At 51.1% G+C, this 26,015-nt stretch carries 25 protein-coding genes; 5 read left to right on the top strand and 20 right to left on the bottom strand.

Annotated features, from left to right (window positions below; genetic code table 11):
- Positions 1–9: 9 nt before the first annotated feature.
- Positions 10–1,140 (bottom strand): TRAP transporter substrate-binding protein, encoded by a 1,131-nt coding sequence (locus tag AB1I67_RS09245; protein WP_367029592.1) that lies wholly within the window; start codon positions 1,138–1,140, stop codon positions 10–12.
- 284 nt (positions 1,141–1,424) lie between these two features.
- On the opposite strand from AB1I67_RS09245, the gene AB1I67_RS09240 reads away from it, so the two are divergent.
- The 3 genes from AB1I67_RS09240 to AB1I67_RS09230 all read left to right on the top strand — a co-directional run bounded on the left by AB1I67_RS09240 (position 1,425) and on the right by AB1I67_RS09230 (position 3,981).
- Positions 1,425–1,892 carry a RidA family protein gene (locus tag AB1I67_RS09240; protein ID WP_367029591.1) on the top strand — a complete coding sequence of 156 codons (468 nt, stop codon included), beginning with the start codon at positions 1,425–1,427 and terminating at the stop codon, positions 1,890–1,892.
- A 23-nt stretch (positions 1,893–1,915) separates the two neighbouring features.
- Positions 1,916–3,136 (top strand): amidohydrolase family protein, encoded by a 1,221-nt coding sequence (locus tag AB1I67_RS09235; protein ID WP_367029590.1) that lies wholly within the window; start codon positions 1,916–1,918, stop codon positions 3,134–3,136.
- A 107-nt stretch (positions 3,137–3,243) separates the two neighbouring features.
- Positions 3,244–3,981, top strand: coding sequence for a helix-turn-helix transcriptional regulator (locus AB1I67_RS09230; protein ID WP_367029589.1), 738 nt, complete (start codon positions 3,244–3,246; stop codon positions 3,979–3,981).
- A gap of 60 nt (positions 3,982–4,041) precedes the next feature.
- Here AB1I67_RS09230 and prfB read toward each other — a convergent pair.
- Both prfB and secA read right to left on the bottom strand, forming a co-directional pair.
- Positions 4,042–5,179, bottom strand: a protein-coding gene (gene prfB, locus AB1I67_RS09225; RefSeq protein ID WP_367029588.1) for a peptide chain release factor 2 whose coding sequence is annotated in 2 segments (ribosomal slippage) — positions 4,042–5,103 and positions 5,105–5,179 — 1,137 coding nt in all. Because the reading frame shifts where the segments join, the coding sequence is not laid out codon by codon here.
- A 98-nt stretch (positions 5,180–5,277) separates the two neighbouring features.
- Complete coding sequence (gene secA / locus AB1I67_RS09220) at positions 5,278–7,848, bottom strand: preprotein translocase subunit SecA (RefSeq protein ID WP_367029587.1); 2,571 nt, start codon at positions 7,846–7,848, stop codon at positions 5,278–5,280.
- Positions 7,849–8,525: 677 nt separating this feature from the next.
- Here secA and raiA point away from each other — a divergent pair.
- On the top strand, positions 8,526–9,053 hold the full coding sequence (gene raiA / locus AB1I67_RS09215) for a ribosome-associated translation inhibitor RaiA (protein ID WP_367029586.1): 528 nt from the start codon (positions 8,526–8,528) through the stop codon (positions 9,051–9,053).
- A gap of 131 nt (positions 9,054–9,184) precedes the next feature.
- Here the strand turns inward: raiA and AB1I67_RS09210 are convergent, their stop codons facing one another.
- The 5 genes from AB1I67_RS09210 to AB1I67_RS09190 all read right to left on the bottom strand — a co-directional run bounded on the left by AB1I67_RS09210 (position 9,185) and on the right by AB1I67_RS09190 (position 14,769).
- Complete coding sequence (locus tag AB1I67_RS09210) at positions 9,185–9,640, bottom strand: MarR family winged helix-turn-helix transcriptional regulator (protein ID WP_367029585.1); 456 nt, start codon at positions 9,638–9,640, stop codon at positions 9,185–9,187.
- A complete protein-coding gene (locus AB1I67_RS09205; RefSeq protein ID WP_367029584.1) occupies positions 9,637–10,959 on the bottom strand; it encodes an alkyl/aryl-sulfatase in 1,323 nt (440 codons plus the stop codon). Before AB1I67_RS09205 ends, AB1I67_RS09210 begins: the two co-directional genes overlap by 4 nt.
- A gap of 305 nt (positions 10,960–11,264) precedes the next feature.
- Entirely contained in the window at positions 11,265–12,425 is a 1,161-nt protein-coding gene (locus AB1I67_RS09200; protein WP_367029583.1) for an acyltransferase family protein, read from the bottom strand.
- Between the two features lie 12 nt (positions 12,426–12,437).
- Entirely contained in the window at positions 12,438–13,706 is a 1,269-nt protein-coding gene (locus AB1I67_RS09195) for an NlpC/P60 family protein (RefSeq protein ID WP_367029582.1), read from the bottom strand.
- Between the two features lie 16 nt (positions 13,707–13,722).
- Positions 13,723–14,769, bottom strand: coding sequence for an FAD-dependent oxidoreductase (locus AB1I67_RS09190; protein ID WP_367029581.1), 1,047 nt, complete (start codon positions 14,767–14,769; stop codon positions 13,723–13,725).
- 188 nt (positions 14,770–14,957) lie between these two features.
- Between AB1I67_RS09190 and fabG the strand changes: the two genes are divergently transcribed.
- The gene (fabG, locus tag AB1I67_RS09185) at positions 14,958–15,689 is read left to right on the top strand and encodes a 3-oxoacyl-ACP reductase FabG (RefSeq protein WP_367029580.1); all 732 of its coding nucleotides are present in this window, start codon (positions 14,958–14,960) and stop codon (positions 15,687–15,689) included.
- 97 nt (positions 15,690–15,786) lie between these two features.
- Here fabG and AB1I67_RS09180 read toward each other — a convergent pair whose 3' ends face one another.
- The 12 genes from AB1I67_RS09180 to AB1I67_RS09125 form a co-directional block, all read right to left on the bottom strand.
- A complete protein-coding gene (locus AB1I67_RS09180; RefSeq protein WP_367029579.1) occupies positions 15,787–16,614 on the bottom strand; it encodes a hypothetical protein in 828 nt (275 codons plus the stop codon).
- Positions 16,608–17,306, bottom strand: a complete 699-nt coding sequence (locus AB1I67_RS09175) for an ABC transporter ATP-binding protein (RefSeq protein WP_367029578.1) — start codon at positions 17,304–17,306, stop codon at positions 16,608–16,610. Before AB1I67_RS09175 ends, AB1I67_RS09180 begins: the two co-directional genes overlap by 7 nt.
- Positions 17,303–17,674 carry a GntR family transcriptional regulator gene (locus AB1I67_RS09170; protein WP_367029577.1) on the bottom strand — a complete coding sequence of 124 codons (372 nt, stop codon included), beginning with the start codon at positions 17,672–17,674 and terminating at the stop codon, positions 17,303–17,305. The genes AB1I67_RS09175 and AB1I67_RS09170 overlap by 4 nt, the downstream gene beginning before the upstream one ends.
- Before the next feature lie 221 nt (positions 17,675–17,895).
- On the bottom strand, positions 17,896–18,396 hold the full coding sequence (gene greA, locus AB1I67_RS09165; RefSeq protein WP_367029576.1) for a transcription elongation factor GreA: 501 nt from the start codon (positions 18,394–18,396) through the stop codon (positions 17,896–17,898).
- Between the two features lie 2 nt (positions 18,397–18,398).
- On the bottom strand, positions 18,399–19,121 hold the full coding sequence (locus AB1I67_RS09160; protein ID WP_367029575.1) for a carbohydrate-binding protein: 723 nt from the start codon (positions 19,119–19,121) through the stop codon (positions 18,399–18,401).
- A 177-nt stretch (positions 19,122–19,298) separates the two neighbouring features.
- Positions 19,299–20,339 (bottom strand): Gfo/Idh/MocA family oxidoreductase, encoded by a 1,041-nt coding sequence (locus AB1I67_RS09155; protein ID WP_367029574.1) that lies wholly within the window; start codon positions 20,337–20,339, stop codon positions 19,299–19,301.
- A 21-nt stretch (positions 20,340–20,360) separates the two neighbouring features.
- Entirely contained in the window at positions 20,361–21,401 is a 1,041-nt protein-coding gene (locus AB1I67_RS09150; protein ID WP_367029573.1) for a sugar ABC transporter substrate-binding protein, read from the bottom strand.
- A gap of 62 nt (positions 21,402–21,463) precedes the next feature.
- Positions 21,464–22,408 (bottom strand): ABC transporter permease, encoded by a 945-nt coding sequence (locus AB1I67_RS09145; RefSeq protein ID WP_367029572.1) that lies wholly within the window; start codon positions 22,406–22,408, stop codon positions 21,464–21,466.
- Positions 22,408–23,355 carry an ABC transporter permease gene (locus AB1I67_RS09140; protein WP_367029571.1) on the bottom strand — a complete coding sequence of 316 codons (948 nt, stop codon included), beginning with the start codon at positions 23,353–23,355 and terminating at the stop codon, positions 22,408–22,410. The genes AB1I67_RS09145 and AB1I67_RS09140 overlap by 1 nt, the downstream gene beginning before the upstream one ends.
- Positions 23,352–24,476, bottom strand: a complete 1,125-nt coding sequence (locus AB1I67_RS09135) for a sugar ABC transporter ATP-binding protein (protein WP_367029570.1) — start codon at positions 24,474–24,476, stop codon at positions 23,352–23,354. The genes AB1I67_RS09140 and AB1I67_RS09135 overlap by 4 nt, the downstream gene beginning before the upstream one ends.
- Complete coding sequence (locus AB1I67_RS09130; RefSeq protein WP_367029569.1) at positions 24,431–24,850, bottom strand: ATP-binding cassette domain-containing protein; 420 nt, start codon at positions 24,848–24,850, stop codon at positions 24,431–24,433. Before AB1I67_RS09130 ends, AB1I67_RS09135 begins: the two co-directional genes overlap by 46 nt.
- A gap of 20 nt (positions 24,851–24,870) precedes the next feature.
- A complete protein-coding gene (locus AB1I67_RS09125) occupies positions 24,871–26,007 on the bottom strand; it encodes an aminopeptidase P family N-terminal domain-containing protein (protein WP_367029568.1) in 1,137 nt (378 codons plus the stop codon).
- Between the last annotated feature and the right edge of the window lie 8 nt (positions 26,008–26,015).

Below are 26,015 nucleotides of genomic sequence, written 5' to 3'. Positions count from 1 at the left end.
CTAAAAAGCCTAATAATCCGTTCCCACTGCAACCACTTCATCTACGATCTTCTGAGGAACCATCTTCCCATCCCCCACATAGTCATCCCAGACAGCCTGTCCTGTAGCTCTCCACTGCTCGATTTCCTGATCATCCGGCACATAAACCTCAACGCCATCCGTCTGAATCTGATTCATAATAGTTCCCAACTTTTCTTCGATCAGTTTATCCTTATACAGCTCCAGTTCTTTCCCCGCATCCATAACAATCTGATAGAGTTCGGAACCTTCTCCTCCCAGCTTCTCAATACAGCTCTGACTCATCAACTGTACTGATGCAATATAGGACATATCTATCACGGTACAGTATTTTGTCACTTCACACAGCTTGTTTCCGTAGGTGCCGATCGGATGTCCGTACAGACCATCCACAGTCCCCTGCTGCAGGGCCAGATAAAGTTCATTAAAGTTCATCGGAACAGAGGATGCCCCCCACTGGGAGAACAGCGCCATCTCGATCTCCGATCCGGTGGTTCTCAGTTTAACGCCCTTCATATCGAAAGGCACTTTTGCGATTCCACCTTTTCTGTTATAAAAAAGAGCTCTCGCGGCTCCGCCATCCACATCAAAATTGACAGGCACCATGCCAATGTCACTGTAAATCGCATCGCTGATCTCCTGCCTGATCGCTTCGTTCTGGAATACTGCCCTCAAATGCTTCTGACTTTTAAATAATCCCGGAAGATCTGCGAAGGCCAATGCGTCAGAATAGTCCATCAGATTCCCTGCCGAGCTTTTCACAATATCAAGCGATCCTCCAAGAGCCGCCACGACCACCTGTTTGTCGTTTCCAAGCTGGCTGCTGTGATAATATTCTACTTTGATCTTACCATTGGACTTTTCTTCGATCGTTTTTATAAAATTCAAATTTGCATCATTCTCAGGAGTCCCCGGAACCTCTGCAGCCGCATATTTCAGCACAATCACATCACCATCCGTCTGTGCTGCCGCTTCTGTGGCAGCGTCTGATGCCGGCGCTTCCGTTTTTGCCTCTGTAGATACCACCTGCTGCGTTGCCGGAGCTGACTGTTTGCCTCCGCCACATGCGCAAAGGGATGCTGCCACTGCCAAAGCCATAACCATACACCATGTTCTCTTCATTCTGCTTCCTCCTAAAATTTTTTGTTTGGTTCGTTTCCACTTATCATACGATTATTGTATTCCATTTTCAACAATATGTCAATTATGTTTTCTGTTTTTTATAATTTTTTGTTTTTTATGTCTATTTTTACAACACAAATTTGAAAATACCAAAATTTTTTATTATAATATTGACATTTTAGTTGATTTTTTGTTTTAAATTTCGTACAATTAATCTTAGCATCCACTTATCATATCATTCACAACTTTAAAGGAAAGATCAACAGCAAGAAAGGACCCGCTTTATGTCAAAAATCGAGAAACGTTTAGAAGAATTGGGACTTCAGCTTCCCAATTGTCCTGTGCCGGTTGCCAGCTACATACCAGGGCAGATTTTTCTGGACCGTCTTGTCTATATCTCCGGACAGGATTGTAAAAAAGACGGCCAGCTGCTTTATGAAGGGAAGCTTGGTGCAGAGGTTACCATAGAAGAAGGAGTGCTCTGTGCCAGACAATCCGTCTTAAACTGCCTTGCAGCGTTAAAGAACACGATCGGAGACCTTGACCGTGTGGAAAAGATCGTAAAATTGCTGGGTTTTGTTGCCAGCGCTCCAGGATTCGGCCAGCACCCTGCCGTGATTAATGGCGGCTCTGAACTTTTGATCGAGTTGTTTGGAGAAGGCGGCAGACATGCAAGAGCTGCCATAGGAACAAGCGAGCTGCCCTTCAACACCCCTGTAGAAATCGAAATGATAGTAGAATTAAAACAATAATTTCTATCAAGAAAGGAGTCTATATGAAATTAATTATCGCCAGGCATTTCATAGACTGCAGCCAGGACCAGGCCATATGCCGTCCACAAATGGGAATCCTGATCGAAGGTGATCATATCCGTGAAACAGCCCCTCTATCCCAGTTAGAGGATTATTTACAGGACGATTCCACAGAAATAATAGATGCCGGAAAGGATTATGTCCTGCCCGGACTGATCGACGCGCACCTTCACCTGTGTTTTGATTCCAGCACCAATCCCATCACTGCCCTGGAGCAGGAAAACGCAGGCGCCACGCTGCTGAGAATGGCCTCTGCCGCCCAGACAGAGCTGCAAAGCGGCGTCACCACCGTAAGAGACTGCGGCGCCAAAGGACTGGGGATCATGGATCTAAAACGTGCAGTCAGTTCGAGGCTTCTGGCTGGTTCCGATATCATCTCCTGCGGTCCTCCCATCACGATTACCGGAGGACATTGCCATTTCCTTGGCATGGAAGCTGACTCCTTCCAGGAAGTCCAAAAAGCAGTCCGTTTTCTCTGTAAAAACCAGGTGGATTTTATAAAGGTTATGGTATCCGGCGGGAACATGACTCCCGGCAGCAATTCGCTGGCCAATCAATATGAGAGGGACATTCTGGAAATGATTACCTTTGAAGCACATTCCCGCAACAAGCTGGTTGCCGGTCATATCCACACCACAACCGGGATTGAAAATGCAGTTGCAGCAGGTTTCGATACAATCGAACACTGCAGCTTTAAAGATCCTTCCCGAAAGCAGGATGTCTCCTATTCCCATGAATTAGCGCAGCGCATAGCAGAGCAAGGAATCTCCGTATGTCCGGCCTTCGGCAAAGCATATATCCTGCCGCCGGAAGAAGGCGCACCTCTGCCTGAGAAAATTCCTGAATGGCGCCAGTTCCAGCAAAGCCGCTTTGAGACCACCAAAACCATGTATGAAGAGGGAGTCAACATTATCGCAGGAACCGACGCAGGATGCAAGTATTCCTACTTCCATGAGTTCCATCTCACGCTGATGCTCCTTCACCAAAAAGTGGGTATGTCACCGGAGGACGTCCTCTTAAGCGCCACCTCCCGCGCAGCCAGAGCGATCGGCGCCAGTTCTGTCGGATCGCTGGAAGCCGGAAAAAAGGCGGACCTCATATTTACCGACAGAAATCCACTTGAGGATCTAACCGCCCTGGGCCATGTCACCCGCGTAATAAAGAACGGAAAATCGATACGTTAAACTTGTACTTTTATGAGGTTCTGTATTATACTAATACATAAGTCCTGTCATTTTTTTCCAGTGAAATTGATATGGCCTGTTACAAAGAGACGGAAAGGATCAATATTATGAACACGATATATGACGAATGGCCCATGTGGCAGCAATTGCTGTCCATGTTGGAAAATCAGTTTGGAAATCGTTGCGAAATCATCTTACATGACCTCACAAAAGAATATGACCATACCATTGTTGATATCCGGAACGGCCACATCACCAACCGCAAGATTGGGGACTGCGGGTCCAATCTGGGACTTGAAGTTCTCAGAGGCACCGTACAAGATGGAAACCGTTACAATTATGTAGTTACCACTCGGGACGGGAAGATCCTTCGTTCTTCCACCCTGTATATCCGCAATTCCAACGATGAAGTCGTCGGCTGCCTTTGCATCAACACTGACATTACAGAGACCGTGCGTTTTGAAGAATTTTTAAAGCAGTATAACCAGTACAACCCCTCGACCGCCCAGATGTATGGACAGACAGTCCCCGCCGCAATGCAGGGGGAACCAGTCCAGTCTCAGGCCCATACCGTTTCCGACACAGGCGAAGTATTTGCGAATGATGTCTCACAGGTACTGGAATACCTGATCTCAGAGGCGGACCGACTCATCGGCAAGCCGGTTGCCCAGATGAAGCGGGAGGACAAGATCGAGTTTATACGTTTCCTCGACAAAAAAGGAGCCTTTCTCATTACGAAAGCCTCCGAAAAAGTATATGAACATTTAAAAATATCCCGATTTACCCTTTACAATTACCTGGATGCAGTGCGCAGAGACAGTGACAGCATCCCCCCGGAAGAATAAACAAAACCCGCCCGGCTGCCATATCACAAATAGCATGCCTGAGCGGGTTTTTATTGTGAATTAATCGTCCCCGGAGGTCCGTCTGTCCGGACATCCAAGGCTCAGCCACCTCAAGTACGCGCTGATAAAGAGATCCAGCCCGCCGTCCAGCACATTCGCCACGTTCCCGGTCTCTTCTCCGGTCCGCAGATCCTTCACCATGGTGTAAGGCTGCAGCACGTAGGAACGGATCTGGTTGCCCCAGCCGATATCCTTCACGTCTCCACGGATATCAGAAAGCTTCTCCGCATTCTCCTGCTGCTTCAGCATGTAAAGCTTCGCTTTCAGCATCTGCATGGCCTTATCCTTGTTCTGGAACTGAGAGCGCTCATTCTGGCACTGTACCACAACTCCAGTAGGGATATGAGTGATCCGGATGGCAGAGGAGGTTTTATTGATATGCTGTCCGCCCGCGCCGCTGGAACGATAGGTATCGATACGCAAGTCGTCCTGGTTGATATCCACATCCAAGTCTTCCTCAATATCCGGCATCACATCACAGGATACAAAGGAGGTCTGGCGTTTGCCTGCCGCGTTGAACGGAGAGATCCGCACCAGCCGGTGAACGCCGCGCTCTGACTTTAAGTAGCCGAATGCATTTTCCCCGTTGATCTGGATGGTCACAGACTTGATGCCCGCCTCGTCACCGTCCAAAAAGTCCAGCACTTCGGTCTTGTAGCCCATCTTGTCTGCCCAACGGCAGTACATGCGGTAAAGCATGCTGCACCAGTCACAGGATTCCGTGCCGCCCGCGCCCGCGTTGAGGCGCAGAATGGCATTGTACTTGTCATATTCACCGGACAGCAGAGTTTCCAGCCTGAGTTTTTCCAAATCCGCCTCAAACGCCCCGAGCATCTCCTCGATCTCCGGGATCAGGGACGGGTCATTTTCCTCGTACCCCATCTCGATCATCACCTGGATATCCTCATACTGCTGTTCCAGACCATGGTAAAGCTCCACTGTATCCTTGAGATTCTTCGCTTCCTGCACCAGTTTGGTGGACTTTTCCGCGTCATCCCAGAATCCCGGTTCCTCCATGGATTTGTCTAATTCATCGATTCGTCTGACCTTGTTGTCCAGGTCAAAGTGAATCCCTCACTTCCACTAATGGTTTTTCAAACGTTGATAATCTGTACTTAAACTGATCTAATTCTACCACTGTGTCACCCTCTTTCTTATTATGATTTTATACTGCTCCTGCGGTGGGACCGAGTCCCGCCGCAGGCATTACACGGCTGTCTGATCCCGCTCACACGCCTAGATCCGCTTCCTGCCGCAGCACTGCTTATACTTCTTCCCGCTTCCACACGGACACGGATCATTCGGATAGATCTTCTGCACATCTCTTCGCTTGGGAGCCTGCACCGCAGAATCATCACGGTTGGTGCCGGTCACCTTCGCAGCAGGTTCACGCTCCACCTTCTGCTCCACACGGATATGGAACAGGATGCGGACAGTCTCCTCGGTGATGGCCGCAGTCATCGCCTCAAACATCTCATATGCATTCATCTTGTACTCAACAACCGGATCACGCTGACCGTATGCCTGCAGGCCAATACCCTGGCGCAGCTGGTCCATATCATCGATATGGTTCATCCACTTATTGTCGATCACCTTCAGAAGGATCACGCGCTCGATCTCACGGATCTGCTCGGAATCCGGGAACTCGGCCTCCTTCGCCTCATAGAGCTTGATAGCCTCTTCCTTCAGCATATGCTTAAGCTCATTCTTCTTGCTGACCGGATGGTTCTCAAGTGAGACCGGCTGAAGCGGAACAACCGGGATCAGCAGGCTGTTTAACTCCACCAGATCCCAGTCCTCCGGGATCTGCTCGTCGGAAATGGATAAATCCACCGCGTTCTCCACAATATCCGTGATCATCTTTAGGATCAGATCACGCATGTTATCGCCATCCAGCACCTTGCGGCGCTCATCGTAGATGATCTCACGCTGCTCGTTGTTGACCTCGTCATACTTAAGCAGGTTTTCACGGATGCCGTAGTTGTTGTTCTCGATCTTCATCTGCGCCTTCTCGATGGCATTGGACAGCATCTTGTGCTCAATCTGCTCGCCTTCCGGCACGCCCAGAGCCTCAAACATGCTCATCAGCCGCTCGGAACCAAACAGACGCATCAGATCATCCTCTAAGGAAATGTAGAAACGGGATTCACCCGGATCTCCCTGACGACCGGAACGTCCGCGCAACTGGTTGTCGATACGCCGTGACTCGTGACGCTCCGTACCGATGATCTTCAGACCGCCGGCCTGCCTGGATTCCTCGTCCAACTTGATATCTGTACCACGGCCTGCCATGTTGGTGGCGATGGTAACCGCGCCGTGAACACCGGCATCCGCTACGATCTCAGCCTCCAGCTCATGGTATTTCGCATTCAGGACCTTGTGCTGGATGCCGCGCTTATGAAGCATCTTGCTGAGCATCTCAGAGGTCTCGATCGTGATCGTACCTACCAGCACCGGCTGCCCCTTCTCATGGGCCGCGATCACCTCGTCCACAACCGCATTGAACTTCTCTCTCTTGGTCTTGTAAACCGCATCCTCATGGTCAATACGCGCTACGGGACGGTTGGTCGGGATCGCGATCGCATCCATCCCATAGGTATTCCGAAACTCTTTCTCCTCAGTCAGCGCCGTACCAGTCATACCCGCTTTCTTGCGGAACTTGTTAAAGAAGTTCTGGAAGGTGATGGTCGCCAGAGTCTTGCTCTCACGCCTTACATTCACATGCTCCTTGGCCTCGATCGCCTGGTGCAGTCCGTCAGAATAACGGCGGCCCGGCATGATACGTCCGGTAAACTCATCAACGATCAGCACCTCATCGTCCTTGACCACATAATCCTTGTCGCGGAACATCAGGTTGTTGGCACGCAGCGCCAGGATGATGTTGTGCTGGATCTCCAGGTTCTCCGGATCGGCAAGGTTCTCTATATGGAAGAATTCCTCCACCTTCCGAACGCCGTCCTCCGTTAAGTTTACAACCTTATCCTTTTCATTGACAACGAAATCACCGGTCTCGACGATATCCTCGCCCATGATGGCATTCATCTTGGTGAACTCGCCGGAAGCCTCGCCCTTCTCAAGCTGATGGGCCAGCATATCGCAGACCTCGTAAAGCTTGGTGGACTTGCCGCTCTGTCCGGAAATGATAAGCGGAGTCCTCGCCTCATCAATGAGTACCGAGTCCACCTCATCAATGATCGCATAATCCAGCTCACGCAAAACCATCTGTTCCTTATAAATAGCCATGTTGTCGCGAAGGTAGTCAAATCCCAGCTCGTTGTTGGTCACATAGGTGATATCGCAGTTGTAAGCAACCTTGCGCTCCTCCGGCGTCATGGAGTTTAATACCACGCCCACGGTCAGGCCCAGGAACTCATGGACACGCCCCATCCACTCCGCGTCACGCTTTGCCAGATAGTCATTGACTGTAACGATGTGCACACCTTTACCCGACAGCGCGTTTAAATATGCAGGCGCTGTGGAAACCAGGGTCTTACCTTCACCGGTCTTCATCTCCGCAATACGTCCCTGATGCAGGACGATGCCGCCGATGAGCTGTACGGGATAATGCTCCATATTCAGGGTTCTTCTCGCCGCCTCCCTGACTGTGGCGAATGCCTCCGGCAGAATATCATCCAGAGTCTCCCCATTTGCCAGACGCTCTTTGAAGATGCGGGTATGGTCACGCAGCTCCTCGTCTGTCTTCTCCAGCATCTCCGGTCTCAAAGCTTCGATCTTTTCCACAATCGGATAGATCATCTTCAGCTCCCGCTCGCTGTGGGTACCAAATACTTTTTCTATGAAATTCATAGTTCGTTCTCCTAAACTTTGTTTTGTTGCTTGTCTGTGTTCTGAGTTTTCAACGGTGCGGCCCAAAATGGGGCCCTCTTTTCAAGTCAATCTTATACATTGTAGCACCAACCCACGATTTATTCAAGTTTTCCCCTCCTTGTTCATAAAAAATTAACTTTCCATTTACAACTTTCCCCCGTTTTCCACATTTCCACTCATAGTCTGCCAGAATTATGGATAACATAAAAATAAAATTATGGTCAACTCATCAAATTGCACAAAAACTATGTTCGATTTTTGACTTATCCACATTATCCACAAGCTTGTCTGCGGATAACCCCAAAAATTATCCACATCCCAGGTGGACGGATTTAAGCCAAGAACCACTTATACACCAAGTTATCCACATTATCCACAAACTTTTTCCTCATTCTCATGGAATGCTCTTCTTTAGAACTACTTTCTTCTATTTTGTACACTTGTCATAAATTTACATATTTCGACAAAAAATACATTCCAAATACTTGACATTTTTCATCCTGTCCTGGTATCAATGCAATTTCAAATTGCCGCTAAAAATATCCATTTTTAGTATTTTTTAAGAATAATTGTCGCAACAATTCCGGTGTTTCAGTTGAATTTTTCGGACTTGTATGCTATACTTAAACCATCTCAAAAGAAGGAGCTGATGACTTATGCGTTATACTATTACAGGAAGAAACATCGATGTGACTCCGGGGCTTCGGGCCGCGATCGAGGAAAAGATTGGAAAGCTGGACCGTTACTTCAACCCGGATACAGAAGTTATCGTAACTCTCAGCGTACAGAAGGACAGACAGAAAATCGAGGTAACCATCCCGCTTAAGGGCCGTACCATCCGCGCGGAGGAATCCAGCAGTGACATGTACGTATCCCTTGACCTGGTTGAGGAGATCATCGAACGTCAGATGAAGAAATATAAAAATAAACTCATTGACAAAAAGCAGTCCGCCCAGGCATTCTCCTCCCTGTTCCTCAACGAGGAGTATGAGAGCGACGACGAGATCAAGATCGTCAAGCTCAAAAAGTTCGCAGTGAAGCCCATGGATCCCGAGGAGGCCTGCGTTCAGATGGAACTCTTGGGACACAGCTTCTACGTATTCTTAAACGCAGAGACCGAGGAAGTCAATGTGGTTTACAAGAGGAAAAACGGCACCTACGGCCTGATCGAGCCGGAGTTCTAACATTTCATTTGTGATAAATCATACGGACAGGCAGTGATAACGCCGGAAGGGAATGACATCCTTCCGGCGCTTCTTTTTATGCACAGTCCTTATAACGGCCTGTTTTCATGTCATGCTCTTATACTATGTCCTTATGCCCTGCGCCCCTCTTTTGCATCTTCCCTCTCTGAAAAATTCTCGTACATCTGCATGAGGGAGCTTCGCAGGATACGGATATCCCCCTTGGCAATCCCGCTATACTGAATCTGGTAGATCTGTTCCGAGATCCTGCACAGGATCGCCGCCAGGGTCCTCCCCTTTTCTGTAAGGCCGGCCATGGTCACCCGGCTGTCCTCTGTTCCCTTCCCCGTTTCCACATACCCTTCCTTTACGAGCTTCTTCACCAGACAGGTGACCGTCTGAGGCGTCCTGTCAATATGGCGAGCCAGCTCATTCATGGAAAGCCGTCCATGCTTCATCAGCTCCACAATGATGGTTCCATGGGAGGGTACAATATCGGTGATTCCCTCCGCAGCAAGCTGGTCCATAATGAAACGCCGTATCTCGCCATCTATACGGCTGATCAACGTAAACGTGTTATCAATCATCCATTATCCCTCTGTTTTTTGCCTACATCCTGCATAGCACCATTCAGCTTCAGCACCTCGCCCTCTCCTCTCAGCTGTTTGGCACAGGCCAGATAGTAATGACGGGCATTGGCGCTTGTCTGCCTTCTTCCGAGTTCTGTCAGGGCATCCGCCTTAAGACCTGCGGCCTCTCCATTCCCACTGTCAAGCAAAAGGTCGCAGAGTTCTGCCGACCACTGGGCATCTCCCCGTTTCAGGGCGGCCTTTGCTTCAGCCAGCACTGCCTGTGCACCGCCCATCATGGCAACCGTCTTTTCTGCGCGGTCTCTGACCGGCATATGCCCCAGCTTCGTCGGATTCCCGTCAAACCAGCCCAAATATCCGGTATAGACAGAACGGACCGACCATTCCACGGTCCCGTAATATTCCTGCAGATAAGGAAGGTTCGCAAGCTCCTCCGGCAACCGCACCGTTTCCACCAGTTCATCCGGTGTAAGTCCCTCATTCATCCCGCGCAGGGTCTCCACCAACACGTATTCCAATGCATCCCGGTAGTTTTTCAGGGTAGTCTCCACCGCCGCACTTCCAATCACGGCTCTGGTATGCCCTGGAAGCAGGTACTCCGCCCCGTACTCTCTCATCTTATCCAGAGAATCGATCCAACCGCTGATATCCCGGTACTGCCCTCCGCGGATCGCATAGAGGTTCGGCCAGGATTCATAGTAATTGTCGCCGCAGCACAGTACCTTATACTGTGGGAACCAGATAAAAATCTGGTCATCCGTCTCGCCCGGAGCCGCCACAAGAACCATCTTGATCCCGTCGATGTCCAACTCCAGCTTCTCTTCCTCAAAAAATTCATTGCATGGCAGGCTTCCCTTTTCCCCGTTGATCTCATTTCTCGGACCAATGCCGACACAGATCGCCTCCTCCGGTGTCAGTCCCACACCAAACTGCCTGGCTCCGCGCACTCCGCAGATATCCTTGATCATGCCAGTCCGTCCAAACTGGGGATATGTCGGTTTCCGCCCAATGATCCTTGTCCCCTCCTCCGCAAATACTTTTGCTCCCGAAGTGTGGTCAAAATGGAAGTAATGAGTATAGACGATCGTCCGGATCGGCTTATCCGTAATCTTCTCAAACTCCTCCTTCGCAGCCCTTGCGGGCGCTACGCCATTAAGCGTATCCACAAGCACACAGGAATTCTCCCCTATCACCAACGTACAGGTACTCCCGCCATACCCAAGCGCAAAATACACATTGTCACAGATCTTCGTGATCCCTTTCGGAAAACCACTCTCCGCCTGCTTCTTTAACTTCTCCTCACCCTCGTAAACCATAATATGTTCCCTCTTTTCCTTTTATTTCGATATCGAAGTATCCTTATCTCCATAATACTTCGACATCGAATCATTTGTCAAGACCTTTTACGCTTTTACATATTTTTTGACACTCCACTCCTTGTATTCCCCGCCGGCCCCCAGCGACCGTTTCGCCAATCCCCTCGGCAGGAAAAAGAAGCCTCCAGGACGGTGAAAAAAGATTTCTAAGTGTCTTCCGTTCGCAGACACAGAAACTTTTCCCACCGTCCCGGAGGCTTCTCTTCCCTCTTTCATTAATTTTCAGAACCACTTTCTGCCACCCGTTAAATCAGCCTGCGTATCCACCGAAACCGCTCCTGCTCTGACAGACAGGCCATGCACCACGCAAACAGCACCATCGGCACAAAGATAAAGAGCGCGATATTCCGCTCTGTCAGCGGAACCGGATTCCATGGCGCCGTCCAGGAAAATACGTAAAAGAAGTAGAAATGTGACAGGTAAACCCACTCGCTCATAGCCCGCAGCCGGGGATACAGTTTCCTGTCTTTCAACCGCAGCAAAAGAGCCGTCTCCACCAGACAGCAGGCCGCAGGCGCAGCCATGAACACCATATTGATATTCTGGCAGTGCCGCACCTCCCGGTACGCCGCATATACAAACACCAGGCTCCCCGCCGCAGCCATCCACAGCGGAAGCTTCCAGCTCTTTTTTGCAAACAGCAGGCCCAGGCAGACATAGAAGCTTCCGTAGAACACGCCGTTTCTCATGGTCATAAAATGCTGCCCGTATGCGTAGATCAGCTGCTGCCAGCTCTGGGGCAGATACTGGGTGAAATACCAGTTATCCCCGATACATCCCATCACAAACAGGATCCCAGTCACTGCCAGGATCTGCCAGATGCGCATCCCGCACCGGTAACATGTCCACACGATCAGGCAGGCCACGATCAGCGCCGGCAGATACCACAGCTGGGCGATAGTGCTGGAAAAGAAAAAGGATCTGATATAGTGGATCACAAATTCACGCACACTCTCCACTCCGTGATACCAGTTGTAGATATCGATGGGCCAGTATAGCACGCACCAGAGCAGGTACAGCTTTAAGATCCGCCAGCAATAGACAAAGACCGTATTTCTTCCGGACCGGCGCAGTTCCTTAACAGCATTTACTGCTGCACTGCTGACAGCGTCCGTGCCGCTTTGTATTTCTCCGGCCGCGGCATCCGTGCCGCCTCTCCCCCCGGCGCCGCCTGCCGTCCGCATATAGCGACGCGCAGTCAACGGCTCCGGCACTTTCCGAAACAGCAGAAAACCTGCGATAATGAAAAACACCGGCACTGCCAGATTGGACAGCCAGGACCCTACAAGCAGCCGCCACCGGCTGTCACCAGCGTAGAACACCTGGATCATATGGCGTGCCGCTACCAGGACCGCCATGACGAATTTCAGGATATCCAAGCCGTAAAATTGTTGTTTTTTCTCCATTCTGCCGGCCTCCTAATCCAGGAATGTCACGGCTTTGCACGGAGTACGGTAATTATATTTGGTAATGGTGATACCTGTGGTCGGGGTGCTGGAATGAATGATCTGCCCGCCGCCTATGTATATTGCCACATGGTTGATATAATCCCCGCTGGCATAGAACAGCAGATCTCCCGGCTGCACATCCGCCACCGCGATCTCCCGTCCCTTATCCGCCTGATCCCGTGAGCTGCGCCCTGTGGTAATTCCAAAATGCGCAAATACGCCCTGTGTAAATCCGGAACAGTCCGCTCCGTTTGTCAGGCTGGTACCTCCATATACGTAAGGATTGCCAAGGAACTGCTTGGCGTAAGCCACAATCGCGGTCCTGGTAGCGGATACCACCGCCGCAGAACCCGGCCCTTCCGAAACCGTACTGCTGCCATTGCCGCTACTGTTATTACCGCTTCCGCCCGGACCTCCTGCCGGAGTCGCTGCCGGTTTGGATGCTGCTGCCGTAGTCGGCGCAGATGCGCTCTGGGGGTTATTGCTCTGGACCGGATTGGCTGCGATGATCAACTCCTCTGTGTTCACAGGGGCCGGCGCTGCCCCAGCCGACGCCTCCCGGTTCGCCTCCACGCGCTTCACCTGCTCAAGCGCCGCGATCGCCGTATCCGCAGCCCGCTTTCTCTGGGATTCTTCCTCCAGCTTCTGCCGCTCCTCCTCCAGTGATACTGCCTGGTCAAATTCCACCTCAGTTTTACAGTAGGACTGGGCAATGTAACCGATCAAGTCCGCATCAACTTCCACCTTAAAAAAGTCGCCGTCCTCCCCCTGTACCACATACCGCGCGCCCTGGGAAAGCAGGGTCAATGTCTCGCTGGTCAGGTTCGGTTCTGACCGCAGACGAAGGTTGTCCGCATTGACGGTCACAAACTCCCGCCCGATAGACTGGGCCAGCTTCTCCGCGGCTTCCCCGGTTATAAAATACTGCGCCTTGATGAAGCCGTTGACTGTACCGGACTGTATCCGGTACCAGGTCCCGCCTTCTCCCTCCACGGTCTCCAGGATCGTGGCTGCACAGTTGTTGTAAATCTTTCCGACAATCTTGCTGCTGGTGGTTGCCTGCTCCCGGATATTCACATAATCTGTCACCTGGGAAACTGCTATATTGGCATAGTCCGCCTGAGCAGTCACCAGGGTCACTTCATGAACCGACTTTTCCACCGCCGCATACGCCGTGATATTGCCTGCGAAGGCAGTACAAAGGCAGCCAGCTGCCAGTACTTTTAAAATCTTCCTCATTGGTTGCCCTGCCTCCTTAATACTCTGTCAGGTAACGTTCCGCACTGGTCACTGCGTTGGCCCCATCCGCCACGGCGGTCACAATCTGCCGGAGCTGCTTCGTGCGTACATCTCCCACCGCATAGATACCGGGAATGCTGGTCGCTCCGGTCTCATCTGCCTTGATATAACCGTGGTCCATATCCACCAGGCCCTCATAAGGCGCGCTGTTGGGCGTGATCCCCACTGCAATGAATACGCCGTTTACCGGAAGTGTGGATCTCTCCCCGGTCTTCACATTCTTCACTGCCAGGGCGCTCACCTTCTCTTCCCCCTGAATCTCCTCCACCACGCTGTCCCAGAGCACAGTCACATTGTCCAGGGCAAACAGGCTCTCCTGCAGGGACTTTGCCCCGCGCAGCTCATCCCTGCGGTGGATCAGATACACATGCTCGCACATCCTTGCCAGGAAGATCGCATCCTCGATCGCCACATCCCCGCCGCCTATCACAGCGGTCACCTTTTTCCGGAAAAACGCGCCGTCACAGGTCGCGCAGTAACTGACGCCCATGCCGGCCAGCCTCTCCTCGCCGGGCACGCCCAGCTTTCTGTGGGTAGCTCCCGTAGCAATGATCACACTTTTTGCCAGGTAAGTATCCTTTGCACCGACAATCTTTTTCCAAACACTGCTGCCCTCTTTCGGCGCCACAGCCTGCAGCTCCGTCGCATGGAGCTCTGCCGCCTGCAGCTCGCCGTCCGCATCCCGGCTCCCCGCTCCGGCTTTTTCGTCACTGCCTCCAGTTCCGGCTCCAGCTGCCTCCAGCTCGATCCGGTGTATCTCATCCTCAGCAAATTCTGTCTGGAGCTGCTCTGCGTGCTGGCGGAACTTCTCCCCCAGATCAAATCCTCCTATGCCCGGAAGCCCCGGATAATTATCCACTTCATAGGTGGTGAGCACCTGTCCTCCGCTCATCATCTCTTTCTCTATCACAAGGGTATCAAGCTTTGCCCTCTGGGCATAGATCGCGGCTGCCAGTCCTGCCGGGCCTGAACCGATAATAACCAGATCATACTGTTTTTCCATGCAATTCTCTCCTGTCCTGTCTGCTTTACACATTGTTCCAAACCGATTTGTATTTAAGTATATCACAAGTCTTTTTAAAGATACAGACCGTTCTTTAAAATGTAATCTAATTGTAAAATATTACCTGTTTCCAGTTTGGTTTCCTGCACAGTTGTGGTATAATAAGTTTATGAAAAGGGGATGATTTTATGGCTAAAAAAGTAGTGCTTGTAACTGGAGCTTCCCGTGGGATCGGAAAAGCCATCGCTGTGAAATTTGCAAAAAAAGGATATCATGTGGTGATCAACTGTGCCCACAGGGAGCAGGAATTGCTCCAGACGAAGAAAGAAATCGAAGGCTACCAGACAACCTGCACCGCAGTTTTGGGCGACATGGGAGACATGGCCGCATGCGGGCAGCTGTTCAAGACCATCCAGAAACAATACGGTACCCTGGATGTCCTGGTAAACAACGCAGGAATCGATTATATTGGCCTTTTGCAGGATATGAGCTGTGAGGACTGGGACCGCATCCTGCGCACCAACTTAACCTCCGTGTTCAACTGCTGCAAACTGGCGATTCCCATGATGCTTGCGGGCGGAGGGGGGAAGATCGTAAACATTTCTTCCGTATGGGGGAATGTGGGCGCATCCTGCGAAGTAGCCTACTCCGCCACCAAAGGCGGTATCAACGCGTTTACCCGCGCCCTTGCCAAGGAACTGGCTCCCAGCAATATCCAGGTCAACGCCGTGGCCTGCGGAGCCATCGATACGGAGATGAACCAGTGGATGGAGGAAGAAGAGCTGATCCGCCTGGTGGACAGTATCCCGGCCGGCAGACTTGGACGGGCGGAGGAGATCGCCGATTTTGTTTACCATCTGGGCTACAAAGGCAGCTACCTGACCGGTCAGGTGATCGGGATGGACGGCGGCTGGATCTGAACAAACAGATGGCCGGCCGGCACAGACAAACTCGTGTCTGACCGGCCGGCCATCTCAAACGGCAGCAGACTGCATGCGGCGGCATACGGCTCCCAATTTATTCCAGATTCAGCTTTTTAGAAAAGATATATCTGGTGATCAGGTAATATGCCGTTACCGACAAAACGTTGACCGCAGTCATAAAAAACATAAACCTGTTTACGAACAGCGCATTGCCCTCCGGCGATGCATAATTTCCATGCCCTATATAACCAATGAAAAATGTACATATGATCTGCAGCAGGATATACATTCCAAAATATGACGCTACAGACCAGAGCACCCGGCGTTTCAGGAACAACTGCCCGATGGCAATGCTCGCATAGACCATCAGCGGGAAGCTGAGAAGTTCCGCGATCACGCACAGGATCAACTCAACCGTCAAGAGCGGCATATTGACAAGCTGGGAGACCGGGCCTGTAAAAAGCTCCGTCAAAAGTTCACCCATTATCTTAAAGAACTCTGCCGCAGCCATCCCCAACTCTCCAAAGGATACATGGCCCAGGGCAAACACAACAACAGAAAAAGCCAATACCAGACAGGCGATCACCGGCCAGATCAGGGCTGCCAGCAGCTTGGCATGGATCAGCGTGCCGGTCTTTACCGGCAGCGTGTGGCTTAAATAACCACGGGTCCCCGCCATGGTCCTGTAAAAATGAGTGACAATAAACACAGCAGACATCACAAACAACGCTACCACGTAGATACCATACAGCACGCCGAACATCACAGATACCAGATCCAGGATATCCGCCCTCACCACATTGGCTGAAGCCGCCTCAAAGGACAGCTTGCACAGAAGCGTAACTGCCAGGAAGCCTCCAAACAGCGGCAAAAACGGCTTCGCCAGCGATCTCATCTCATATTTCAAAACCTTTCCTAACATTTGAACACCTCCCTGAATAATACGTCTACCGACTTTCCATGTTCCTCCCTCAGTTCATCTACTGTACCGGTCAGCACCACAGAACCATCCTTAATGAAGATCACATCATCCAGGACCGGCTCGATATCGGAGATCAGGTGAGTGGAGATCAAAATAGATCCCTCTTCATTATAGTTAGAAACAATGGTCTTCAAAATATAATCCCGTGCCGCAGGGTCCACTCCTCCAATGGGTTCGTCAAGCAGATAGAGATCCGCCTTCCGGCTCATGACTAAAACCAGCTGTACCTTTTCCCGCGTCCCCTTAGATAGCGCTTTAAAACGGCGCATTTCATCAATCTCCAGACATTGCAGCATCTCCTGCGCTTTATTCCTGTCGAAATTCTCATAAAAATCCGAGAAATAATCAACAAGCTGCTCCACCCTCAGATTCTCATCCAGGTATTCTTTATCCGGCAGATATGCTACCCGCTTCTTGGTCTCCACTCCGATCGGAAAACCGCAGACAGCGACACTTCCCTTCTGAGGCGTCAAGAGCCCCGCAACAGTCTTGATAAATGTGGACTTGCCGCTGCCATTGGGTCCCAAAAGCCCAACAATCCGGCCCGGCCGGACAGTAACACTGACATCATCCAGTGCAGTCAGCGAACCATATCGTTTTGTCAGGTGGCTGCATTCTAAAATCGTGTTCATAATTTTGTCTCCTTTACTGCTTTTTCCATAAGCTGAATCGTCTCTTCCTCTGTAAATCCCAATTCTAACATAGACTGAAAAAATTTTCTGATCTGCTCTTCTGCAATATTCTTCTTAAGCTTCCCTATCATATCTAAATCCTCCGTCACAAATCTGCCGGCTGTCCGCTGCGTGTAGATCAGCCCGCTCTGCTCTAATTCCGCCAATGCCCTCTGCATGGTATTGGGGTTGACAGAAGCCTCCGACGCCAGTTCTCTGACCGATGGCAGCTTTGACCCAGCCGGATATACGCCCGAAATGATCCCCAGCCGGATCTGTTCCAGGATCTGTGTGTAGATCGGCAGATTATTTTCAAATTGCCATGCCATATCATCACCTCTCTTTGTGTTACTGTATTAAGTGCTTAGTACAATAATACATAAAATATCTTGTTTTGTCAACAGAAACTTTTCAAAACATTTCTTCAGAAACAATCTCTCCAGAAAACAAAACAGTTCCGGGGCTAAGGAATCTATCCCAGGCCTCGGAACTGTGATCTTGTGCATATTCTTATATCCTAACTGTTCAGGACGGCTCATCTTCTATCATTTTAAAATCTGCGTATCTGGTCGTCCTCATCGCTGACAGCCTCGATCTTGCGGACCGTCACATAATAGCTGTAAGTGTCATTTGCTTTCACCAGCACCCGGTCACCTACTTTGTGGCGCAGGATAGCCTTCCCCAGCGGCGACTCTACGCTGACCATGTTGTTCATGGAGTTGCCGCGGATGCTTGTAACCAGCTTGTACACTTCTTCCTCGTCGTCATCCTCCATATAGAGGGTCACAGCCTTGTTGAGCCCTACCTCATCATCCTTGGAGGCATCGGATATGACGATCGCATTCTTCAGCATATTCTCCAGATAACGGATCCGGCTCTCATTCTGGTTCTTTTCCCGCTTCGCGGCATGGTACTCAAAGTTCTCGCTCAGATCTCCATGGGCACGGGCTTCCTTGACCGCCTCCAAACACTCCTGGCGCACCACCAGCTTACGGTGCTCGATCTCCTCCCGGATCTTCTGGATATCATTCTGGGTCAGTTTTTCTCTCATGGCTATTCCCTGCTTTCCCATCCATACACTTCGATCTGCGTCAGTGCAGGGAACGGCGACGGATCATCCGCTTTGATAAGCTTCCCAAACGTAAGCCAGGTAATCCCCTTTTTCTCGATCCGGATATAGTGCGGCTCCAGGCTCTTTTCCAGCTGCACAGTCTCGCTGGTGCCGTCCGAAAAAGTAAGGGTCACCTGCTCCCACCAGTTGTCATGCGGGAAATCTGCCCTGGTATAAAGCACGATCTGGTCAAAATCCACGGGCCTGCCAAAATCCAGCTTGAACTCCGCGTCATCCTGCCGGTTGATCCCCCAGGACTCATAGGGCCAGTTGCCGTGGGACAGGTTCGCCACAACGCCGTCGATGGCATTCCTGGCTGCAAACACCGCCTCGCCTCTGGTCTCCACATTGGCGCTGGCGTGAGGATAATAGCCGCACGCCTCATGCTGGTCCGCCGCATTCCGCGCAAGGTTCCGGTATGCCGTGCACTCCGCCTCCATGGCGCAGCGGACGCTGAGATAGTGAAGCTCGCCGGTAAACGCCTTGGGATTGAAGGAAGTCTTTTTCTCATGGAACGGGATATGATAGGTAAGCTCCTGTTCTGTGCTATAGATAAAGGACTCCTCCATGGTGTCATCTACCTTTAAAACATAGTAAGCATTTTTCTCCGGCAGGGTGAAGCGGATGCTGTCGCCCTCCTCATATACGCCTTTCCATGCAAGCACAGCCTGCTGGCTGCCGGTGGCAGATGCCTTCTCATTTCCATCCTTATCTATTACGGTTATGGTTCATCTCATAGTATTTTGCCTCCTGATTTCCTGGTACTTTCTATTACTATACCATAAATCGGAGGCAAAAGACATGCTGATTTTACCAATAATATGGAAAACACCTGGCACTGGTCACTCCACAGCATCAAAGATCACGTTCATGGACTTCATCACATCCTGTCCGTCCGCTTCCGGTTTTCTCTCCGCAGAAAGGCTTTCTACAAATTCATCCATTACCCCGGACCTGGTCTGGTTCACATTGGTCTGTATCCCCTCTGTTTCATAGAGGACACGCGTTCCGTCTTTCTTTTCGACGATCAGCGGATATGCATCATCCATATATATTTTGATAACACCTTCTGTACCATATAAAACCGTTGAATTATCTTCCGCACCATAACAGGTCCAGCTTACCGTAACCGTCCCGGCCGCTCCGTTTTTCAACGTGCATAAGCAGATCATATTATCATCCAGACTGATCTTCTCCCCCTCTGCATCTGTTTTGTGCAGAGTGCCTCTCCACAGGCGGCTCTCTGCAATATCACATCCTGTTATAAAACGGATCACATCGATCTTATGGATTCCCAGATCCGCCATCACTCCAAAGCCAGCCTCTGCATCATCAAAAAACCATGTCTGCCCGCCCTTTACAACGCTCCAGTTCTCCGGCCCGCTGTGGGCAAATGAAGTTTTAAAAGTCAGGAGTTTACCGATCTCGCCTCTTAAAAGAAGCTCCTTTGCCAGCACATGGGCCTTTGCAAACCTCTGGTTCTGTGCGATCATCAACGTTTTTCTGCTCTTTTCCTGAGCTGTCAGCATCGATCTGCACTCTTCCCTGGTGACTGCCATTGGCTTCTCACACAGCACATGCTTGCCATGTTCCAGCGCTTTCACCGTAAATTCCGCATGGTTTTTGTTTGCCACACAGACACAAACCGCATCCACAGCCGGGTCCTCCAGCATTTCCTCATATGTAGCGTACTGCTTTGTATCGTACTGCGCTGCCATCTCCGCAGCCCGCCGGCCATTCCGGTCATATACCCCCGCCAAAAGCGCTTTTTCGTTTGCTGCGATCTCCGGCAGATGCCGGACCTGTGCGATCTTTCCGCATCCTGCTATTCCTATCTTGATCATACCCAGTCCTTTCTGATACGGACGCCCCCGCATATTCATGCGAGGCGCCGCCTAACCGGCTTACTGGAACCCGTGCTCTGCAAAATAGTCGATCAGGCCCTGTGCATTATCCTTATCGCATACCTCGCCGCCTACCCGGATCCATTCATCTATCGTATTTCCATTTAATACTTCTACTGCCGCCCGGACTGCTTCCCCTCCCTGGGCGAATGCATCCTGGTTCATAGACGCGTACATTTTTCCATCCAGGATTGCCTGAAGCCCTTCCAGCGCACCGTCAAAACCAGTCACCAGCACATCAGCCTTGCCCGCCTCGTCAAGCGCCTGCCAGGCTCCCAGCGCCATCTCATCGTTCAGCGCAAGGACTGCATCAATATCCGGATTGGACTGGATCAGGTTTTCCATGATCGTCATGGCTTCGTCTCTCTTGAAGTTGCCAGGCTGGGATACCTGGAGCTTGATATCCGGATGGGTTGCAATGACTTCCTCAAAGCCTTTGACACGGTCCTGGCTGGTCTGTCCCGCCGGATTCCCTTCTATGATCACGACGTTTCCGGAACCACCCAGCTGCTCTACCATATAAGACGCCAGGGTCTTGGCCGCTTCATAGTTGTCTACGCCTACAAAGGTCTCGATCTTGCCGCCATTGGCCTTGGTATTGGTCGTGATCACAGGAATACCGGCTTCGTTGGCTTCTTCCAGGACTGGTACGATCCCATCTGAATCAACCGGAGCGATACAGATTGCATCCACACCTGCCTGGATCGCATCTTCCACCTGCTTCACCTGTTCGTCCAGGTTCTGCGCTTCCATGGGCGCATACTCGATCACTTCCACACCCAGCTCGTCGCCGACATCCTTCGCCCCCGATACCAGATAACGCCAGAACGGCGTTGTAGAATCCTTTACCATAACCGCAATTCTATAAGCCTCTTTTTGTTCTTCCGGAGCCTGTTCCTTCTGAGCTGTTTCCCCTGCCGCAGCCGCTGCCGTTTCCGCAGCCGCTTTGCTCTCCGGTTTACTTTCCGGTTTGCTGCATCCGATTGCCAGAGATGCCGTCATCACCAGTGCCATCATCAAACTAAACTGTCTTTTTTTCATGTTGCTCCTCCGTTTTCTTTTTTTATTCATCAACCCACGTCCCAGGGTTCATGTTCCTAAAGTTATCTTGCAAGCTTTACGGACTTCCGGTCCAGCAGCACCGCAACGATGATCACCATTCCTGTAACCAGGCTCTGATATTCCGTAGTGATACCCAACTGGTTCATCCCATTCTGGATGAGCGTGAGAAGCAGCGCTCCAATGACTGTGCCCAGCACATTGCCCTTTCCTCCTGAAAATGAAATGCCGCCGATAGCCGCCGCCGCGATCGCATTGTTGGCAAAGCTGGTACCAATTGTCGCCTCCGCCGCATCCAGCCGGGAAATATAGATCAATCCGGCAAGCGCTGCAAAAAATCCTGATATGGCATAACTGAGCACCACCACCCGATTGTTATAGATTCCCGAATACTTTGCCATACTGGGATTTGATCCCACCGTATAGATCCTTCTCCCCACAACGGTCTTTTTTAAAATGATCCCCATAACCGTCAGCGCCGCCACCGCGACCAGGATCGGCATGGGAATGCCAAAAACCTTTCCTTTACCGATCACCAGAAACTTCTGGTCAAATTTGTTGAATATATTGCCGTTCATATACAGGTAGGCCAGACCTCTCGCCACCTGCGACATGCCAAATGTGACCAGGAACGCCGGCAGGCTTAAATATGCAGTCAGAGTTCCGCTCACAGCCCCCAAAGCCAGCCCCAGCACCAGAGCCAGAACAACGCCCAGCAGCATTTCCATTGGGTCTCCGCTCACAAACAGGCGTGCCGCCACCACCGAGGTCAGGGCGAGGACCGAACCCACAGACAAATCGATCCCCCCGATCAGCATGGTCATCGTCATACCGATGGCGATAAATACATTTAAAGAAGCCTGGTTGCAGATATTGAGCAGGTTCTTCACAGCAAGGAAGTTCGGGCACACCACGCTCAGCAGTACAAAAATAATCATAAGCGCCATCACACGGGAAAATGTTTCCGAAAGTTTTATTCTATCTTTCATTATTTGTCCCTCCTGCTCAGCACATCGATTATAACCACACCTACAATCACAAGTCCCAATACGATCATTTGAAGGGAATTAGGCAGTCCCGCAATATTTAAACCGCTTCTTAATATGCTGATGATCAGTACCCCCAGCAGCGTCCGCCAGACCGTACCGGTCCCGCCTGCCATAGAAGCCCCGCCAACCACTGCACTGGCAATCCCGTAAAACTCATATCCTTCCCCCTGTCCCGGGTTGGCGCTGCCCAGCCTGGAAGCCAGGATGATACCGGCAAGCGCCGCCACAAACCCACCAAGGGTGTACACCAGGAATTTCACCTTTTCCACCTGGATCCCGGTCAAATGTGCTGCGTTTTCATTCCCTCCGATCGCATAGACATAGGTTCCAAAAGCCCTGTGCTGGGTCAGATAATGAAACACCCAGTAAATGGCGATCATGATCAGCACAGAATAGGGAATTGGCCCTAAAGAGCCTCCGCCCAGCGCCCGGAACTCCTCTGTGTTGACCGAAACCGTTTGGCTTTTCGATACCACAAGGGCCAGGCTCTCTGCCACTAAGGAGGTTGCCAGGGTGATGATAAACGGCGCCACATTATTCTTTGCTATGATCAGGCCGTTCAGCATACCGATCGATGTACCCGCCGCCAGTGCGACCAGCATCGCAGGAACCATTCCCACGCCGTGGAATTTGACCAGGGTTGCCGTGACGACTCCTGACAGGCACATAATCCCGCCCAGCGACAGATCGATCCCCCCGGTAATGATCGCCAGCAGCGAACCAATGGAGACGATCGCCAGAAATGAGCTTTGTCTTGCAATATTCACGGCACTTTTCGCCGTCAGGAATGTACCGGGTTTGCAGATCAGCCAGAATACCAGGATGATCAAAAGCGTCGCCCATACGCTTCCCGGAACCATAGTCCTCAACTTACTTTTCCGCTTCAAACAGCTTCCCCCCTTCCCGCTGCATAGCCGATCACATCTTCCTGCGTAGTCCCGACTCCGGGAAGCTCTTTTACGATCTGTCCTTCCCGCATCACATAGATGCGGTCCGAAAGGGTGAGTATCTCCGGCAGATCGGAAGAGATCATCAGGATTCCAACCCCATTTGAAGCCAGTCCGCAGATCAGGTTGTGAATCTCCTCTTTGGCCCCCACGTCAATACCCCTCGTGGGTTCATCAAAAATCAGGAAATCAGAATCCGTGCAGAGCCACTTTGCCAGAACCACCTTCTGCTGGTTGCCTCCTGACAGGTTTTGCGCCAGCGTCCCCATATTTTCCGTATTCAGCTTTAAATCCCGGCTCAGCTTCAGAGCCGTGTTCTTTTCCAGTTTTTCGTCAATCCATCCGCGGGGAAATAATTTTTTCAGGGAAGCACAGATAATATTATTCTGGATGCTCAGGGCAAGCGCCAGACCGTCCTCTTTTCTGTTTTCCGGTATGAATCCCATATGGTTTTTAATACTCAGAGCAGGAACGGGCCGGCTTACCGCCTTTCCAAACACCTGCAGCGTACCTCCGGAAATGTGGTCGATCCCATAGACCGCATTAGCAAGCTCTGTCCTTCCCGAGCCTACCAGTCCCGCAAGCCCTACAATCTCACCCTTCTTTACGTACAGGCTCACATCACGCAGCTTCCTGTTTGAGATGTGCTCTGCCCGAAGCGCGTCCTCTTCCAGCGACGTATCATTCTCCCGGATCCGCTGCTTCTTCAGTTTTCTCCCCACCATCATTGCGATCAGGTCGTCAATCTGGCAGTCCGCCGCAGGTATTGTCCCTACGCTTTTTCCATCCCGGAGCACCGTGATCCGATTGCCTACCACCTTCAGTTCCTGCAGGCGATGGGATATGTAAATGATGGATACCTGTTCTTTTTGAAGTCTCTTTATGGTCTTGAAAAGCTGTTCGATCTCCAGGTCACTGAGCGTAGCCGTCGGCTCGTCCATAATGAGTATCTCTGCATTGACAGACAGGGCTTTTGCCACCTCCACCAGCTGCTGCTGCGCGACCCCCAGCTCTCTTACCCGGACATTGACGTCGATATCCACCTGAAGGAACTGAAGCATCTTCCTCGCCTCCTCGCAGAGTTTCGCCTTGTCAATGGACCCGCTGCGTTTTTTGGTTCTCTCCCCAAAAAGATATTCTGGGCCACCGAAAGGTTCGGCATCAGATTGAATTCCTGATATATGATCGCAATATGTTTTTCCTGTGCCTGCTTCGGATTGGAAAACTCAACCTTCTCTCCTTTATAAATGATCGATCCTCCGTCCGGTCTGTACACGCCCGCCAGGACCTTCATAAGTGTGGATTTTCCTGCGCCATTTTCTCCCAGCAGTACATGCACTTCCCCTTTTTCCAGCTCAAAGGACACATTGTCCAGCGCTTTTACTCCCGGAAAGACTTTGGAGATGTTCTCCAGTTTCAGGATCTGCTCTCCCATGCTGTTCCTCCTCTCTCCGGTCAGGCAAGCGTCAGGACTCCCGGACGTTCAACCACTGCGCCGTTTATCTCCGTCTGGATTTTCGGGAAAAGAACCGGTTTTGTGATCATGACCGGGCCCTCGTCCGTCACGATAAAACCATCCTCAGTCTTAGTCCCGGTGATCGACGGATTATAGCAGTAACACTGGTTCTTCTGGATGATCCCGTGATTCTCCTCGGTCACCAGATAATAGCCATTGCTGTATCCCTGCGGTCCTCCCTGGTGGTGGACCTTCCACATCTCCGGATATCCCTTCTGTGCATACAGTTCCTTTGCCAGCCGGTGGGGAACGATATCGTCTGTTCCTGCCACAGTCGCTCCGATCATCTGGTTTTCGATGTCCAGCGTAGCCGCGTATTGCTCCAGGAATGCAGCGTCATTTTTAAAGGTTACAAAACGAGTGGTTTTCGTGACCAGCCCTTTATACCGCCCATTGCAGGACACCATCAGGCGTTCCCGGATGCAGTTCCCAGTGGGGATGCAGTGTCTGTATTTGTTGATCCGCTCATCACCAGCCACCAGGAACAGGACCGGGTCAATATCATATTTCCAGAGCTTTTCATTGATTCTTCCCGCGATATCCAGCTCCATATCTCCCGGCCTCACCTCAGACAGGCACTCCTCAAGCGCTCTGGAGAACGTTTCACCCAGGTATAAATAGCGGGCAATATCATTATCCGTCAAGCTGTACTGGCAGGTCTCGATCAGATGACCGGCATCGGACGCCCCCGGAAATGGAATATCGCTTCCATATACTCCGTTCCCGGTTATTTCCTTTACAAACTCCAGGTTGTGGTTCTCGTACCACGGCTGGGTCTTCACCTCAAAGCCCAGTTCTTCTATATGTTCTTCCTCTCTCACACGCGGTTCTTCAATCACATTCAGCAGGATATACCGGGCGCCTTCCTTCGTGACTACTACAGTTGTGGCTCCCACTTCACTGTATCGGGTAATAATATTGCTCGCCCCCGCCGTGATCCACGCAAAATTATTGCTCTTTGTGATCATGACAGCATCAAGGCCCGTGTCCTGCATTGCGTCCTGGAGGCGTTTCACCTTAATATCGATCTCCGCTCTCCGGCCTTTTATGGTGTTATCTTCCAAATAAGTCTTCACTCGCTTTT

This window comes from Clostridium sp. AN503 (assembly GCF_040719375.1).
GTDB lineage: Bacteria > Bacillota > Clostridia > Lachnospirales > Lachnospiraceae > Brotaphodocola.
The sequence above is the reverse complement of the archived record's forward strand: the minus strand, read 5'-3'. Positions and strand labels throughout refer to the sequence as shown.